The organism is Calditrichota bacterium (assembly GCA_020637445.1).
Taxonomy (GTDB): Bacteria; Electryoneota; RPQS01; order RPQS01; family RPQS01; genus JABWCQ01.
The window spans coordinates 77644-94517 of the sequence record JACJVZ010000002.1 but is presented as its reverse complement, the minus strand read 5'-3'; the positions used below and the strand labels follow the sequence as shown (position 1 = coordinate 94517).

14 protein-coding genes are annotated in these 16874 nt (G+C 54.5%); 7 read left to right on the top strand and 7 right to left on the bottom strand.

Annotation, left to right across the window (positions count from 1 at the left end; all coding sequences use genetic code 11):
- Window positions 1–83: 83 nt before the first annotated feature.
- The 3 genes from H6507_08185 to H6507_08175 form a co-directional block, all read right to left on the bottom strand.
- Window positions 84–740, bottom strand: a complete 657-nt coding sequence (locus H6507_08185) for a GyrI-like domain-containing protein (protein ID MCB9369066.1) — start codon at window positions 738–740, stop codon at window positions 84–86.
- 248 nt (window positions 741–988) lie between these two features.
- The gene (gene mutY / locus H6507_08180; GenBank protein ID MCB9369065.1) at window positions 989–2071 is read right to left on the bottom strand and encodes an A/G-specific adenine glycosylase; all 1083 of its coding nucleotides are present in this window, start codon (window positions 2069–2071) and stop codon (window positions 989–991) included.
- Between the two features lie 52 nt (window positions 2072–2123).
- Window positions 2124–2669: a hypothetical protein gene (locus H6507_08175; GenBank protein MCB9369064.1), complete on the bottom strand. Its 546-nt coding sequence runs from the start codon at window positions 2667–2669 to the stop codon at window positions 2124–2126.
- Window positions 2670–2844: 175 nt separating this feature from the next.
- Between H6507_08175 and H6507_08170 the strand changes: the two genes are divergently transcribed.
- The 7 genes from H6507_08170 (at window position 2845) to H6507_08140 (ending at window position 13253) form a co-directional block, all read left to right on the top strand.
- Window positions 2845–3270 (top strand): hypothetical protein, encoded by a 426-nt coding sequence (locus H6507_08170; protein MCB9369063.1) that lies wholly within the window; start codon window positions 2845–2847, stop codon window positions 3268–3270.
- Window positions 3267–3872, top strand: a complete 606-nt coding sequence (locus tag H6507_08165; protein ID MCB9369062.1) for a hypothetical protein — start codon at window positions 3267–3269, stop codon at window positions 3870–3872. The genes H6507_08170 and H6507_08165 overlap by 4 nt, the downstream gene beginning before the upstream one ends.
- 11 nt (window positions 3873–3883) lie before the next feature.
- Window positions 3884–4468: a hypothetical protein gene (locus H6507_08160; protein MCB9369061.1), complete on the top strand. Its 585-nt coding sequence runs from the start codon at window positions 3884–3886 to the stop codon at window positions 4466–4468.
- Between the two features lie 58 nt (window positions 4469–4526).
- Entirely contained in the window at window positions 4527–5690 is a 1164-nt protein-coding gene (locus H6507_08155; GenBank protein ID MCB9369060.1) for a glycosyltransferase, read from the top strand.
- Window positions 5691–5710: 20 nt separating this feature from the next.
- Window positions 5711–6235: a dCMP deaminase family protein gene (locus H6507_08150; GenBank protein MCB9369059.1), complete on the top strand. Its 525-nt coding sequence runs from the start codon at window positions 5711–5713 to the stop codon at window positions 6233–6235.
- A gap of 74 nt (window positions 6236–6309) precedes the next feature.
- Window positions 6310–7662 carry a vanadium-dependent haloperoxidase gene (locus H6507_08145; protein MCB9369058.1) on the top strand — a complete coding sequence of 451 codons (1353 nt, stop codon included), beginning with the start codon at window positions 6310–6312 and terminating at the stop codon, window positions 7660–7662.
- A gap of 374 nt (window positions 7663–8036) precedes the next feature.
- The gene (locus H6507_08140) at window positions 8037–13253 is read left to right on the top strand and encodes a carboxypeptidase regulatory-like domain-containing protein (GenBank protein MCB9369057.1); all 5217 of its coding nucleotides are present in this window, start codon (window positions 8037–8039) and stop codon (window positions 13251–13253) included.
- A 76-nt stretch (window positions 13254–13329) separates the two neighbouring features.
- On the opposite strand, the gene H6507_08135 is transcribed toward H6507_08140, so the two are convergent.
- From H6507_08135 to sixA, 4 genes are read right to left on the bottom strand one after another with little or no spacing between them, the layout of a single operon-like run.
- Window positions 13330–14904: a Ppx/GppA family phosphatase gene (locus tag H6507_08135; GenBank protein ID MCB9369056.1), complete on the bottom strand. Its 1575-nt coding sequence runs from the start codon at window positions 14902–14904 to the stop codon at window positions 13330–13332.
- The gene (locus tag H6507_08130; protein MCB9369055.1) at window positions 14885–15628 is read right to left on the bottom strand and encodes a thymidylate kinase; all 744 of its coding nucleotides are present in this window, start codon (window positions 15626–15628) and stop codon (window positions 14885–14887) included. The genes H6507_08135 and H6507_08130 overlap by 20 nt, the downstream gene beginning before the upstream one ends.
- The gene (locus H6507_08125) at window positions 15621–16337 is read right to left on the bottom strand and encodes a thymidylate kinase (GenBank protein MCB9369054.1); all 717 of its coding nucleotides are present in this window, start codon (window positions 16335–16337) and stop codon (window positions 15621–15623) included. The genes H6507_08130 and H6507_08125 overlap by 8 nt, the downstream gene beginning before the upstream one ends.
- The gene (sixA, locus tag H6507_08120) at window positions 16334–16831 is read right to left on the bottom strand and encodes a phosphohistidine phosphatase SixA (protein MCB9369053.1); all 498 of its coding nucleotides are present in this window, start codon (window positions 16829–16831) and stop codon (window positions 16334–16336) included. The genes H6507_08125 and sixA overlap by 4 nt, the downstream gene beginning before the upstream one ends.
- Window positions 16832–16874 lie beyond the last annotated feature (43 nt).

Below are 16874 nucleotides of genomic sequence, written 5' to 3'. Positions count from 1 at the left end.
TGAACATAGTGAAGGATCTCTCCGGAAAAAGAAGAACACTTCACTTTGCAGGACTTTGATTAGAATGACAGCAAACGGCGTCCTTACTCGCCCTTCTCTTCGCTGTCGTCCGTCATCTCTTTTTTCTTGCACGGCCACACGATTTCGGTAATCAGGTCATCGGGGTTTTCGACTTCCATCATACTCTTGTGATAGACTTCCATCGGCGAGCTCGTCCATTCGAGGTTGTTGTCCTCGGCGTACTTCATAACGGCCTGCCACGCGTTCATCGAAGCGTCGTATGCACCCATATACGTGCAAGTCACGGCCATGGTTTCCGGCATATTTTCAATGGCGATTCCCGGCACCGGATCGGTTTCGGCTTTCAGGGGCACACACCATTTCGAAGTCATGTCCTGCGGTTTAGTTTCCGACGGGTCGTCATACCACACGGCGAACATCGGGCCCGTTGTTTCGACGTTGTATTCTTTCAGAAAATCTGAAATGCGGTGTCCACCCTCCATGCCCATAGCTTGAAACGCCTTTGAATAGTCTTTGTCGCCAAAGCCGCCTTCCGGTGCGACGTCCGCCGCTTCGACATAGGCCGCCGCGACAATCTGCGCTGGCTCGGTTTCAATCGCCGGAGCTTTGGTGATCTTCACGCTGCCGGTCATCATGTCCATGTTGCCGTTGTCTTCGGCGAAACTGAGCGTCCCGAACAAAAGGGACAACGTAACGATTGCGAAACTCAGGGTTTTCATGTTCTCCTCGTGTGAACTTTTTTCTCGTCTATTTAAGCAGTGTAATTTTCTGTGAAGCAAATTCTCCGGCGGATTCGAGCCGGACGATGTAAATTCCCGAAGCGAATCCCGCGGCATTGAACTGGACGCTGTGTTCACCAACGGTTCCCCGCCGGGATCAAATGTAATCTTTTCGCCGTTGTGGGTGTCTTCACCCGCAATGGCGACTCGGTACATGCCATTGCCGGTCTGGAGACCGACAACGGCGGTTACGACTTCATCAACATCTGCAACACCACACGGTCCGCCTTCGGAAACGCGTAGTTCGCAAGCTCGGCGGGCTTCACCCACTTCGCGTCGGCGGCGTGAATAAGCTGCAACTCTCCGCCGACGTGCTTGCATTCAAAACAGTGCAGCGTAATCTTGAAGTGCGTGTAAGCATGTTTCACGCTCGCGATTTGTTCTCCAACTTCGACCTCCATCGCAAGCTCTTCGCGCATCTCGCGCTGCACACACTCTTTCAAACTCTCTCCGCTCTCCTGTTTTCCCCCGGGAAACTCCCACAGTCCGCCCAGCATTCCATGCTCGGGCCGCTTCGTAATGAGAATCCTTCCGTTCTTGCGGACAATCGCCGCGCCGATGTCATAGTGCGGAGTGCGCGGTTTTAGGGGCTTGCGCGGCAGGACAGTGACGTCTTGCAGCGTCTTCTTCGCCACACACACACGTTTGAGCGGACATTGAGCGCACAAGGCTTCGCGCGGCTTGCATACCGTAGCCCCAAGTTCCATCAGCGATTCATTCAAATCACCCGGAGAAAGCTCGGCATTAACGGCGATTTGCATCCACTGCTCAGCGTGACTGCGCAGCCGTGAATGTACCTCGCGCTCGGAAATGATTCCTTCTTCACCCGTCACACGGGCAATCACCCGCTCGACATTGCCGTCCAGCACAGGCACCGCTTCACCGAATGCAATCGAGGCAATTGCCGCCGAGGTATATGGCCCGATTCCGGACAGATCCCTAAGCTCTTTGGCCGTTCGCGGCAGCTTTCCGCCCATCGCCACGATCTGTTTCGCGGCTTTGTGCAAATTGCGCGCGCGGGCATAATAACCGCAGCCTTCCCACGCTTTCAGAACTCTGTCCAGCGGAGCTTTCGCAAGCGTCTGCACCGTGGGAAACGTCTTGACAAAGTGATTGTAATAGGGTTCGACCGTCGCGACTTGAGTTTGCTGCAGCAGAATTTCGCTGATCCAAATTTTGTAGGGATCACGCGTTTTCCGCCACGGCATATCGCGTTTGTTCGCTTCGAACCAATCAATCAGACTGCGGAGAGTCGCTGCAGACTTAGGCAAAGTGGTATAAAGGCAAACCGCCTGCAACTAATCGTCACAAGCGGTTCAGATATTAATTTAAGGAAGGGTCGCCAAGATCAAGCTCGAGCAAGAGCTTTATGGTCGAAGAGACTGGTTCAAGAGGTTTTTTTTTATTCGGATCGTCGGTGAGCCACCACGCCTGCACGGTTTCTGAGCCATCCAGCCAGATGCGCATCATCCGGCGGTTGGTAATCACCAAAACGGACTTTCCGTCCTTCGATTTCAAGACACGATAGCGGTCATAAAGCAAGAATCCACCGCCCAAAAGACACAGCGCGAGCCAACCCATCATCAAACTCAGTCCGGTCGTGGGCACGGTGCGCATCACCGCGATTCCGACAATCAGAACGAACGGCGTGAACAGCATCATCGTCTTTAAGACAAAAAACTGTCCCAACCGTTTCTGCCTGCGCGGCAGCGGCCAATCCTGAATCGAGACCACATGTTCCGCCTTCGTCAGGTTGCGGAACAATAGATCAAGCAGTTCACCCGCCTCTTGATGGACGGCCATGAACGTCTTGTGGCCAAGTTCGCCGCGCGAATAGCGCTTGAGTGTATCGAGGTCTATGGTCTTCACAATATCGACAAATCAGGACTCATCCTGTTGTTTCATAATATAATAAAGGAAGGCTCCTCAATCAACAACAGAACGCCGCGCTGAACTACATTTTCAGCAAAATCGGTTGCGGGAGGAGGGGGAAAACACTATATTTAACTCAACTTAGGGAAATAAGATTCCAAAAGGAGAGGTCGTGCGTACGGCACTGTGGGTGGTTTGGAGTTGTCTGATGTTGCTGGCGTCGGGGCTTTTTGCTCAAGAAACCGCTGACTCGCTTGGCGCGAAAGCTCCATTAGATTCCTTAAGCAAAGCTCCTGTAATAACTTACGTGATTCCGGCGGGACCCGAAGCGGGGAGTTTCACCGAATCCAGCCGATTGCAGGTCGTTGACACGGTGGCCGGATGGGCCAAAGTTCTCGTTGAGGGCTGGGTTCCGGTCGAATATGTCCTACCCAGAATGACTTCGGAGACTCCCGTTCTCGTGGAGCAGCCGCAGCAGGCCAAGAAAACCAAGGCCAAGAAAGAACGCACTCAGTGCATCGTCACAACATTGAAGGGTGAACGCTGCAAGCGCAAGGCCGTGCCCGGCACGAATAAATGCTGGCAGCATTCGAATTGAAAACAGCGATCTTGTTTATAGCATTGTTTGCGGCGAGTGTTTTCCCTGCGTTATCACAGACGAAGATTCTCACCGACTACGAATGGCAGCTTTCCGAGCCGGGCCGGACGATGTTTCGCGACCGGCTCCCGGTTGGGCAGATAGCGTTGGTCGAGGGCCGGAAGGAAAAGCTCACCGGCGAGTTGCTGCAAGTCTTGACGGATATTGCTTTCATTCCCGGCGACAGCCTGCGTCATTTTGCGGCGGCCTTTCGTATCTTTGAAGGCGAACGCGTCTATTCCGAAGTCATCGCCGACGCCGAAGAGCTTCCCGAATTGATCGGCGCGGCAAAGTATATCGCCGAAACCGCGGTCAATATCGCGAGCACGGAACGCTCGGAAACCCGCATCACTTTCCGCACACGCGCCAACTTGAGTTTGGAGTTCATTCAAATTGGCACGCAGCAGCAGATCAATATTGTGATGCCCGACCCGCTTTCCGACGGAGAAATTATCCGCACTCTCTCCGCCGACCAACTCAAACTGTTTTCCGATTTGCTGGATCTGACGATTTTCGAATTGAATCGTCAGGGCGCGAATCTTGTAGTTGAAACCCCCAAATAGCACTCCCACCCGTGCGTTACTTAGATTTAGTCGAACAGACCAAAGACCTTTCGCTCGGAAGGCACGTCATCAACGAGCTTTCTTCCGGTCGAGTTATCATCCAGAATGTCGGCTCGCGGCACCACTATCTTTCTCCGCGGCCCGAGTATCGCTTGACTATTGAAACCGGCGGAAAGAGTTTTTCGCCCCGCCACAGCGATTTTCTCTCTGACTATTTGCTGAAATGCGAATGCCGGCCAGATTTGCGCTTGGCGTTTTCCGAAGCCTGCGACGCGCTGTGCAACGGCATGTCTCCGGTGGAGTTGATCGAGAGCAAGAAACTTCCGGCCACGTTTGCCGAAGTCAACCGCGATACGTGGTCCTATCAAACGTCGAGCTTTCAGACGGGCGGACTTTCCACCGAGTTGTTCATGTACGGACTGCAAGCTCTGATTCGCGTGTACGACATGAATGATCCGGAGTTGAAGGCTCCCGAAGCCTTCCGCAAAGCGTTTCTCGACGTGCAGGGCGGCATGTCCGTCCAAGACGCCGCGCAGCGCCTGCGTCCGCAAGTGCGCGGCGGCAAACGCTACTTCGATAAGCTCGAGCGGGCTTGAAAACAGGTATGCTCAGCAAGGGTCGGGTGCGAGCCTGACCCTTTTTTGTAGAACCATTTTGATCGATATTCTTTGGGCAATTCTCTTCTGGACATGTGCTGTGTTGATGCTGCACACGTTTCTGTTGTATCCGCGCACGCTTGGGTTGTTTCCTAAGAAGTATTCGCACGCTCCGGCAATGCCGGACGGCGAATGGCCCAAAGTGGCCGTGATGATTCCCGCCTACAACGAAGAGAAAGTCATCGGCGAAAAAGTTCGCAACTGTCTCGAGCAGGATTATCCGGCGGACAGATTACAGATATTGGTTGGGTCGGACGGTTCGCAAGACCGCACGGACGAAATTGTCGAGTCGATCAAGGACCCGCGCGTCAAGTTGGTTCGCTTGGGCGGACGCAACGGCAAACCGCTCGTGCTGAATCAGTTGGTCGAAAATTCCGGCGACGCCGCCGTCGTCGTAATCAGCGATGCCAACATCGTCTGGGACAAACAAGCTCTCAAGATGGCTTGCCGCCATTTTGCGGATCACAATGTGGGCGTCGTTTCCGCCGGAAGATATGCGCTGACCGACAAATCCGACGAGCTCGCTTCCGAAGAACAGTTCTATACGTCGCACGAGAACGCACTCAAAGTCCGCGAGACTCAAATCGGCGGCATGTCCGGCGGACTGGGAATGCTCTTGGCGATCAGGCGCGATCTTTATCAACCGTTTGTTCCCGGATCGGCGAATGACGACACGACTCCCATGATATGGGCCACTCTGCGCGGCTGCCGCAACGTGTGGGAAATGGAGTCGAAAGCCTACGAACGATCAGGACAGTCTTTCCGTGAAGAGTTTCGCCGCCGCATTCGCATCGGTGCTGGGAATTTTCAAACACTGTTTCGGTATGCGGCCGTTCTAAGTCCGCGTTACGGCGTGGCGGCATATACGTTTTTTTCGCACAAGGTTATTCGCTGGGTCTTTCCGTTCTTGATGATTTTGGCCATGATCGCGAATCTCGCGCTGTGGCGGACCCCGCTCTATGAGCTGACGCTGATCGGACAATTCGTGCTCTATTCCGCGGCACTCTTCGGAGGAATTGCGGTGATGTTGGGCATGCGAATTCCACCTGTCACGTCGCTGTTTCATTTCGTAGCCATGAATGTCGCGCTGTTTTTGGGTTTCTTCCGCTATCTCAAGCAAGGCAACCGCCGCTTTGTATGGGAACCCACGGCCCGCGAATAAACAATCGGATTAACGAAGTTATGAAAAAGAAAGTTGACCGCATCTCGTGGGACGAATATTTTTATAATATTGTCAACCTCGTGTCGATGCGTTCCGCCTGTTTGCGGCGCGCGGTAGGCGCGCTGATTGTTCGCAATCATCAAATTCTCGCGTCGGGCTATAACGGTCCGCCCGCAGGTCATCCGCACCCCGAAGAACTCGGCGGCTGCGAACGCGACATTGAAGGGATCAAGTCGGGAGAACGGCTCGAATTGTGCATCTGTCTTCACGCCGAACAAAATGCGCTCTTGCAATGCGCGCGCAACGGGGTTTCGGTAGAAGGCGCGGAAATCTATGTCACGGTTTTTCCGTGTCCGATTTGTGCGCGCATGATTGCCAATTCGGGTATTAAGAAGGTAAAAGTCTTCGGCAGCTATCCTGGGGAGGATAGGAGCCGCAAGATGTTGGAAGCCGTCGGAATACAGACGGAACTTTTGGACGTGAGCGGATTTCGCAGTCCACTCTCCGGTCCCGAAGGTTGGGAGACAGAAACCGAAACAAAATAGAAGCACCTCTTAGAGCGAGACTCGCGCCACGATATCTCGCACAACAACAACCAACCAGAACTGGGGAGAACAGTATGGACAGTCGCAAGACACGAGTGTTACGCTGGATTGTATTCGGCATGATGATCACGGCCTTTTCATTAATTGTAGGCTGTGATAAAGACGATGACAACGACAATCCGACACCTGCGCCGCCGCAAGCCTCCGAATACGGATCGGAAACGCCGCAAGAATGGATGGGACTTTTGCTTGACCGTGTTCAAGCAGAGTCGTTGAACCCGCCGTTTGCTTCACGTATTATCGGATACACCGGCGTGACGATGTATGAATCGTGTTTGGGCGGCATGCCCAACAACATTTCGCTGACGGGACAATTGACGGACCTCGGCGGACTTCCGGCGGCACAAGCGAACACGGAGTACGATTGGCCCGCTGTGGTCAATTCGGCTGCGTCTGCGGTGCTCCTGAATTTGTTTGCCGCAAAGCCGAATTCCGTCGATGCGATCAACGCCAAGCGCGACGAGCTTCATGCGCAATATGCGGCAACCGTGGATGCCGAAGTGCTAACGCGCTCGGAAAATTACGGTGCTTCCGTTGCCACGGCGGTCATCGCGTGGATTGCAGGTGACAATTACTCGGTGGCCTCGACCAATTGCACGAACTATGAGCCGACCGGATTGGCTGGACATTGGGAACCGACTCCACCGGCTTTTGCTCCCGCTTTACTGCCGTGCTGGGGCGAAATGCGCCACTTCTTGATGGACGATATTTCCACGGAATGCGAACCCGGTCCGCCGCCTGCTTTTAGCCTTGAAGAAGGTACGCAGTTCCGCGCAGAAGTTGACGAATGCTATAATGCATGTGTGAACGGTACGGACGATATGGTCGCCATTGCAAATTTCTGGGCGGACAATCCAGGCGCGACGGCGACTCCTCCGGGACATTGGGTGTCGATTCTGAAGCAGGTTTCCGCGGCGAATAGCTATGACCTCGCCAAGGTCGTTGAAGCGCTTGCCCGCTTGGGAATTTCTCAGGCTGATGCCTTCACCGTGTGCTGGGAATCGAAGTACGAATACGATCTGATCCGCCCGGTGACCTGCGTGCGTATGATGGGTAACGCGGACTGGCTGCCGCCGGTTTCAACTCCGCCGTTCCCCGAGTACACCTCGGGTCACTCTGTTCAGAGCGGTGCGGCTTCGTACGTCTTGCAGGATTTCCTTGGCGTGGTGGCCTTTACGGATCACACGCATGACGACATGGGTCTGCCCGCTCGCAGCTTTGTGGATTTCAGCACCGCTGCAGATGAAGCCGGAATCTCCCGTCTCTACGGTGGAATTCACTTCCGCGCGGCGATTGACAACGGTCTTGCGCAAGGCCGCTGTGTTGGCGAAAAGGTGGCGGCACTGCAATTCCGCGCCAATTCGTAACTTGCTCACCGACCTGCCTCACGAAAAAAGCCGCGATTTTCGCGGCTTTTTCTTTTCAGTTGGAGTCCCAAATTCTGAAAGGAGGATTTCACCAAATTCAAAAAAACGTAAACGAAGATTAAATCACGAATAGTGCTCATATTTAGTCCCAACCAGCCAACCAGCCACCAATCTTATGTTCATATTATATATAGGTTAGAAATTGACAAGTTAGAGCGTTAACGAACAATTAGGTGATTTTGTCCCTTCAGAGCCACAAATTCCAGCCCGCCAACAAGATGAAAAAAATGAGGTAAATGATTGACAATTTTGAGCGATTCCGGTACTTTAGGTAAATTGCCTTGGGAATAAAGCAGCATCAAGGAGCAGAAAGCATGATTCACCGCAATATGTATTTGAAAGGGCTATTGGCGGTTGCCGCGTTGATAGTCTCAGTCACGAGCGTGTTTGCCGTGACGGAAGCGGACGTTGTCCGCTTGAAAGACAAGGTTGCAAATGGCCAGGCGCTGACGGAAGACGAACAGCACATGGCGATCAAAGCAGAAGGATTGTTCGGCAGTCAAATTTTGCAGCCGCAGGAAACCCCCTCGGCTATGACAAGAGATCCGCGAAATCCTCTGGACGAATACCAGTTTGCAACAGTTGACTATGAATGGATCGACATCACGGGCGTCGGAACGGACGCAGGCATCGCGAACGACGATCACAACGTTGGACCGTTTGATCTGGGTTTCGCATTCCCGCTCTTCGATCAGACGTTTACTTCGGTCCGTATGTGCTCGAACGGCTGGGCATCTTTCACTTCGACCGTAGCCACCTACACGAATGCGGCGATTCCCGCGACGGCGGAGCCGAACAATGCTCTGTATCCGTTTTGGGATGACCTCTATCCCCCTTCGGGCGGGACGTTTTACTACTACTCAGACACGGCGAACGATCGCTTTATCATGAGCTGGATTGATGTTCCGCACATTGGATCAACGACAGAAACGTACACATTCCAAATCGTGCTGTATGAAAACGGCAACGTTCAATACAACTACCAGACGATAGCGGTTGGCGGCACGTACGGCAATACGACTTGCACGGTTGGTCTCGAGAATGCGGGTGGTACTGAAGCGTTGCAAGTTTGCTTCAACGGTGCGGGTACGCTTCCGGTTAGCGAATCTTCGATTTTGATTTCTCAGCCTGACGGTGTGCCTACCGCACCGACTGGCCTGACTCTGGCAAATACCGCTGGCGGCGTAGTCCTGAACTGGGTGAATCCGACCATGGACACAAACGGCAACCCCGTTACACCGGACCACGTCGAAGTTTGGCGCGGCAATACGTCTCCGACTGAATTGTTGGCCACGCTTGGCGGAGCCGCCACGACCTATACGGATATTGCTCCCACGGATGCTCTGCGCAGCTACTATGTGCGTTCGTGCAGCCCGCAATTCTGCGGCGCTTCTGCCTTGGCCGTTGTTCCGGTTGCTGTCGCTCCGGCTAACGTGTCTGGTACTCCCGGCGCAAACAATGTCGTGATTAGCTGGGATGATCCTACTCTGGATAATCAAGGCGGAACGGCGATTGTTACCTCCGTCGAAGTTTGGGTTGGTCCTGCTGGAACCGGTACGCTGGCTGGAACGGTTAATGGCGGCGTTGAAACCTTCAATGTGACGGGCCTGATGAGCGGCAACTACACATTCAATGTGCGCGCGTTGTCGCATGTGTTCACAGGTGCTGCGACCAGCGTTACGGTGGTCGTGGGCAACCCGTCCTATTTCTCGGATTTTGAAACGGACAACGGTGATCTCATTTCCGACATTGGTTGGGAGTGGGGAGCGCCGACCAACGGACCGGGTGCGGCTCACAGCGGTACAAACTGCTGGGGAACCCTCCTGACTGCAAACTACGAAAACAGCGCTTGCTACAATCTCGATATTGATCAGCAATTGACAGTTGGCTCGGACGCTGCAACGCTTGAGTTCTGGATGTGGCGCGATTGCGAGTCATTCTTTGACGGCATGAATGTCAAGGTTAGCACGGACGGCGGCGCGACGTGGGAAGTTGTAACAGACGTTACTCCGGCCTATGACGAAGACGCGTTCTATACCGGCAATGCTTGTGTACCGAGCGAAGTCGGCTGGACCGGACATGGTCAGAACACGTGGCAATACTACGTTGTCAACCTCGGTGCCTACGTAGGTACGACGCCGGTTATTCGTTTGAGCTTCGGTTCAGACGCATCGGTTCAATATCCCGGTTTCTATGTGGACGACTTGACCCTGTGGGGCTTTGGCGAACCCGAGTTTGCTCCGGTGTCCGGAACCGTGACGCTGGATGGCGGCGCGGGTGCAATGACGGCCGTAAATCTTCAGATGAACGGTATCGGCAGTCCCACGACCAATCCGGCAGCGGATGGAACCTATACGTTCCCGAACGTCCTCGTCGGCAATCGCCGTGTCGTGGCCACGCTTGCGGGCTATCACGATGCGATGAATGACTTCACGCTTACGGATGCAGGCGCGACGGGCATCGACATGACGTTGGTCCGCCTCGATCCTCCTGTTCCGCAGAACCTCGAAGGCAGCGTCGAAAGCGCCACGGGTAACGTCGAGTTGACGTGGACGGCTTCGACCGATCCGCTGGTGGACGTCTATCCTGTTTATCGCAGACTGCAAGGCGAAGACGACTGGGTGCTGCAAGGTTCGCCGACAGCATCTCCGTTTACGCAGACATTGTCGACGGCAGGAATTTACGAATACGCAATCTCCGCTCGGGACAACGACGTTTCCACTCCGGTGGAATCGGATTTGACAGGTCAAATCACTCTCTTGTACGGCAGTTTGCCGCCGACGGGTCTTTCCGCCAATGGCAACTTTGATGACCGCATCGTCCTCAGTTGGTTTGCCCCCGGCACGCCGCCTGAATTTGAAATCAGCTACGACAGCGTAGACGTTGATCCGACTTGCGTCGAAGACGGACTCGGTTTCAACGGTGAATTCCCGTTTGGTTGGTTTGTTGCTCACTACGAGGCCAATGGCCCCGCTACGATCACGCGTGTTAAGACTCGCCATTGGCCGAGTTCTGCGCCCGGCTGCCAAGTGCAGATGGGTGTGTTTGAAGACGACGGCACTGGCTTGCCGACCTTCACGCCGCTGGGCGTCACGGATTGGACGATTACCGATCCGCTGGCTTGGCAGGACGTTGAACTGACCGACCCCGTAAATGTTGGCAGTTCGTTCTTCATTGGTATTCGTCAGGTTACCGCTCAGCGTGTCGACATCGGTATGGACTTCTGTGCCGCAGAGCAGACGAGTACGTTCTTCGCGACGACCGCTAACACCGGTCCTTGGGATGACATCGCTGACTTTGGCTTCACGCAAGTGCTTTGTATTCGTGCATTCGCCATTGGTGACTTCACCGCCGGTGAAATGGAACTGAGCCCGACTCCGACGAGAATCACACGTACGGATGTTTCAACGAACGGCAGCGAGAGCATCCTGCCGGTTTCCGCGAACTTCTTCAATACTACAGTTGACGAAAAGGCAACCGCTTCGGCTAAGGGCGTGCAAGCCAAAAGCGAGCAATCCAAGGAATCCAAGCGTCATGCGAACACCCAGTTCGTGCGTCGTGCTCCGAATCCCGAGAACAGCAGACCTTCGATGCACAGGACGGTCACGAACAATGACGAGTCGCGCAGAGACGGCCGTTCGCTGGACGACGTGACCAACTACCGTGTCTATCGCGGCAACACGCAGATTGCTCAAGTTGCATTCAACGTATTGACCTATACTGATCTGAATCGCGTCGAGAATACACCGTACCAATACCACGTGACGGCAATTTATGATGACGGTTCCGAATCCGCAGCGACGCCGACGATTACTGCCATGTGCAACATGGAACCCGCAGCACCAACCGGACTGGTAGCCAACCCGTTGGGCAGCAACCAAATGGCCTTGGCTTGGGTGGCTCCGTCGACCAATGCCGACGGCACGAATCTCGTCGATCTCGCGGGCTTCCGCATCTATCGTGACGGCACGCAGGTCGGCACGACCGCCGCAGGCGTCACCACGTATGCGGACACTCCGCCGGAAAACGACTTCTTCTATACGTGGACAGTGTCCGCGATCGACGAAGTTCCCAACGTTTCCGAGCAGTCGGAAGGCGTGATTGCCGCCGTGCAGTCGCCGTGGGAAGTCGTGGACAATGACTGGGTGGATATTTCGGCCGTTGGTACTCCCGCAGGTATTTCGAGCGACGACCAGATTGCCGGTCCGTTTGATCTCGGATTCTCGTTCGAATACTACGGACAGACCTACACTCAGATTTCGATGTGCTCGAATGGTTGGGCCGCATTTATTCCCGGAACGTTCGGTGAATATTTCAACGTCGAACTCCCTGACGAGTTTGAGCCGCACGCGGCGCTGTATCCGTTCTGGGACGACCTCTATCCGCCGGCGGGTGGCGAGTATTATGTCTATCAAGATGTTGCCAATAACCGCTTCATCATGAGCTGGATCAATGCTCCGCACATCGGCGTCAACACGGAAGTATACACATTCCAGATCATTCTCGAAGCCAGCGGCGGTATCTACTTCAATTACGACAGCATGACTGAAGAAGGCACGTACGGCAACCAGTCTTGCACCGTGGGTGTTGAAGACGAAACCAGCACCAACGCCATTCAGATTTGCTACAATGGCACGGGCGCTTTCCTTCCGACCACCAATTCGGCCATCGCCTTCTGGGCAGGCCCGTCGGGTTCGGTGTCCGGTTTGATTCGTGAAGATCAGACGAACTTCCCGATCGAAGGCGCGGAAGTAACCGCGGACGAAGCTCCGGGCGAAATCGCCTTTACGGATGTGCAAGGCAACTACGAGCTTGGTCTTGAGCCGGGTACCTATACGGTGCGCGTGCACAAGCAGGGCTACTGCGACCACGTCTGGGAAGATGTAGTTGTGGAAGACGGTGTTTCCACCACGCGCAGCTGGAACATGGAGCAGCCGAATGCGACCTTTAGCTCAAGCTCGCTGAACATGTACACGTTGATCGGCGAAGAATCGGCGATCTCGTTTGAAATCACGAATCCCGGCGGTCAGTGTGAAGTGGTCTATTCCATCACCACGAATCAAACGTGGCTGACGGCGAACCCGGCCAGCAGCGTGGTGATGCCGAACGAAACGGCGGTCATCACGATCACCGGCGCCACTGAGACGTTTGAACCGGGTGACTACACGGCGGAAGTGACCGTTACTCACAACGACAACGGCAGTCCTTACGTGATTCCGGTGACGATCACGATGGCCACGGCGGTCGACGACGTCAATCAGATTCCGACTGAGTTCGCACTGAACGCGAGCTATCCGAATCCGTTCAACGCGACGACGGCCTTGAGCTTCGACGTGCCGAACGAATCGCTCGTGCAGATCGTGCTTTACAACGTGACCGGTCAGGAAGTCGCCCGTCCGGTGAATCAGGTCATGGCGGCGGGAAGCCACCGCGTCCTGTTCACGGCTGACAATCTGCCGACGGGTATGTACCTCGTCAGAATGTCCGCGGGCAGCTTCAATGCCGTTCAGAAGATTGTTCTGCTGAAGTAATTCAGTAAAACATAGATAAGCAAAAGCCCCCGCTCATACGAGCGGGGGCTTTTCTTATTCAAAGTCCGCAGAAATTCTAAAGCGTAACAGTTTCCAATGCGGGCACAAACACTGCGCGGCGGTTGAATGCCGCCTCAAACATGTCACGTTTGCGTTCCGCGCCCCACATCGAATATTCCAGTGAACGTTTGCCGTTCGGAATCAGCGAGAACGTAACTTCATCGGCATTGAACCGCACGTCCACGTCGCGCACAGTCGAAGCATGCGTGCGGTCCAGCCCGTCCGCGATGCGCAGAATTCCCGCCAGTTTGCTGACCAGTGATTGATACGATGCGGGCAAACTCATGAAATCGAGATGGCTCTTGCGCGGTGGAGATTTGCGGTGGTAGCGGGCAACGTGCGCAACGATCTGCTGTTCGTAGTCCGCGAATCCCAGTATCTGAGAATTGCGGATCAGATAGTACGAATGCTTGTGGTGCGCAGAGTGTGCCACGAACAGTCCCACGTCGTGCAAAAGCGCCGCGGCCTCAAGCAGCTCCCGCTCAATTTCACCGAGCTTATGCAGATCGCGGGTCTGGTCAAAAATTGAGAGCGCAAGCATCGTGACGTGCTCGGCGTGAGTCTGCTCGAAGTTAAGCCGTTTCGCCAAATGCATCACGCTGCGGAACCTCTGACCTTCGTGCGACAGAAAATCCTTGAGTTGGTACGACCTTGCAATCGTATCAAACAAAATTCCTTCGCGGATCGAATACTCAGATATCGTCATCGAAGGAATGTTCAAGTCGTTGAATATGGATTCCAAGAGCAGTGCGCCCGCCGGAATGACGTCCGCACGGCCGTCGTCAACGCCTTTGAGTTTGGCGCGGCCTTCGGTATTTTTCGCGGACAATATTCGTTCGACGTTGTCGCGCAGCTCGGCGGCGGTAAAAGTAATTCTGTTGAGCCGTCCGTTCGGCTGCTCGCCGCGCGCGTGCATGGCCATTCTGCCCATGCACTGAATTGTGCCGCTGCTGCCCACCACCCAGTCGATCTTTTCCTGCGCGACGCTGCGTCTCACGGGCGCCAGACTTAGTGTGCAAAACTTCCTGCATTCCGCGACGGACTTCGAGTCAGTTTTTCCGTTTGGAAAAAACTGCGTCGTCAATCGTACCGCTCCGAGCTTCAAGCTGTCGTCGTACACGATGTCGTCGCCGTAACCGACCACGAACTCCGTGCTTCCGCCACCGATGTCGATCATCAGTGTCGAACGCAAACCGGTGTCGACAGCTTTGCGCACGGCCAGATACGTCAGTCGTGCTTCTTCGAATCCCGACACCACTTCAATCGAATCGCCCAGCTCCTGCCGTGCGCGTTCCAAAAAATAGTCGCGGTTTGTTGCTTCACGCACCGCGCTCGTTGCCACGATTCGCAGCGACGCGCCGGAGGCTTTTGATCTCGCCTGAAATTTCCTAATGGCAAACAGTGCTTTGTCGATCGCCTTGTCGGTCAACTCGCCGTTCGGCCCAATACCGGCACCCAAGCGCACCATGTCCTTGTCGTGGTCAAGCACTTCAAAGCCGCCCGTCTCTTTGATCACTCTCGCGACAACAAGATGGATGGAATTTGTGCCGATATCGATAGCGGCGATGCGATCAGGCCGTTTCGTGCTCACCGTTTAGTACGCGCATAAAGCCTTGTTTCAGAAGTCTGCTTACCTGATTAAATCCGCGTGACGCAGGCAAAATGGTGAAGTCATAGTCCTTCGCCATCGCGTCGAGTGCGGTCATTTTCCGGCGTTGATATTCGAGAAAACTGTCGTAAAAATCTTCGCCGAGTCGAAGGTCCATGCCCGATTCCCAATAGTCGAGACCTTCGGGCGAGTCTTCCACCCAATAATGTTCATATAACCGCTCGCTATTGATCACGCGCGGCACGAGATTTTCGAGACTGATCTTCAAATAGAAAACCGCGTCCGGCTGCAGCGCAAATCCGAGCACGTGGCGAATCCAATCCGGGTCGGCGCCGCGCACGATTGCGCGCGCAATTAGAGTGTAAATATAACGGTCCGCGATCACGACGAACCCTGCGCGCAGAGCCGGAATAATTTCGTGTTCAAGTCGGTCCGCGAAGTCCGCCACATACAAAAGGCAATATGTGTACACGTTGAGCGTGTGTCCGGCTTTTGCTTGATCGATCGTCTTGGTCAAAAGCGCGGAGCGTGATAATCCAGTCGTCACCACGCCGTATCCATTCATCTCCAGCCATTGCCGGATCTCCGCGATCTGCGTGGAGCGTCCCACACCGTCCGTGCCTTCGATAACGATGAGCTTTCCCGAAAGATCTCCGGGCTTCAGATACGGCTGCCCGTTTCCGTGAAAATAACGTGGTTCAGACATTGGCGGCCTTCTTCTTTTTCGTGCGAGTAATCGGTCTCGCTGTGTACGCATCCAGATTCTCCGTGACCACCTTGCGGAAAATCTCTTGTTGCTTCGTAATCGGCAAAGTCGCGTCCATGACGGTCAATCCGTACTCTTCGGCAATCAAATCGTATTCGTTCAAAATTCTCGTTTGGAAAATCTTGAAACTTTCGACCGGGTCGTCGCTGAGGCCCAAATCCATACCCGCTTCGTGAAACTTGAGTTGCGGCCTGCCGCTCAAAATTCGATTAAGCGAGACTTCAATCGGGACGCGGAAATACATCGCAATGTCCGGCCTCACCGAAAACCCGTACAGATCGCGCACCCAATCACGGTCAACGCCGCGCACCACGTCGCGGCTGAACGCCGTATAAATATATCTGTCCGCGCAAACGATCATCCCTGCCTTGAGCGGCGGAATAATCAAATGCGCCAGCCGGTCTGCGAAGTCGGTCGCATGCAGCACGCTGAACGTCATCGGCGTCAACAAGTTCTTTTTCTTGCCGCGCTTGATCGCGTCGTTGACCAGACGCGAAGAATTCCACTCCGTGAAGAACACGCGGCGGTCCATGCCTTCCAGCCAGCGGTGCAATAGCTGCAATTGAGTCGATTTGCCTGAGCCGTCAATGCCTTCGACGATAATCAGCTTGCCGGGGTAGGGGTGAGGTTGGTCAAATTGTCTGTTCATGCAAGTCGTCGAAGTTGTTTGGGAGTCAAAAACCACTGCAGCTCCGCGCAGCCGGGAACAAGATGGGCAGGACATTCCAGAGCACACACGGCTCCCTTCTTGAAGCGGATGGCGTCGGACTTCGTTCCCAGAAGCAACGCGGTCAAGCGGGAAATGTGCGGCTCGTGTCCCACGAGCATCACGGAGTTGGTCGTTGAGCTGTTTTCGTTCAAATTGGCAAACACGCCTGTTGGCGCGGAAGCGGGAGTCAGCATCGGCCACTCCGTAATCCCGTCCCGCGACTGCAATGCAACCGCGAGAATTTCGGCCGTCTGCTTGGCTCTCAAGTAAGGACTTGAAACGATCAAGTCCGGTGGGTCAATGAAATGCGCCAAGCCGCGTGCGGCCTTCTGCATTCGTTCGATGCCCTCTTCGGTCAAGGGCCGGTCCGAATCTTTGTAACCGGGTGTGCCGTGTTCAACGGCAATGGCGTGACGAACTAAATAGATATACACGTGAGTCTCGCTAACAATTTACTAACAATCAAGTTCTGTCACG

Coding starts and splice junctions, on each gene's coding strand:
- H6507_08185 (MCB9369066.1), bottom strand. CDS start 740: ATGAAAACCCTGAGTTTCGCAATCGTTACGTTGTCCCTTTTGTTCGGG.
- H6507_08150 (MCB9369059.1), top strand. CDS start 5,711: ATGAAAAAGAAAGTTGACCGCATCTCGTGGGACGAATATTTTTATAAT.
- H6507_08145 (MCB9369058.1), top strand. CDS start 6,310: ATGGACAGTCGCAAGACACGAGTGTTACGCTGGATTGTATTCGGCATG.
- H6507_08140 (MCB9369057.1), top strand. CDS start 8,037: ATGATTCACCGCAATATGTATTTGAAAGGGCTATTGGCGGTTGCCGCG.
- H6507_08130 (MCB9369055.1), bottom strand. CDS start 15,628: ATGTCTGAACCACGTTATTTTCACGGAAACGGGCAGCCGTATCTGAAG.
- H6507_08125 (MCB9369054.1), bottom strand. CDS start 16,337: ATGAACAGACAATTTGACCAACCTCACCCCTACCCCGGCAAGCTGATT.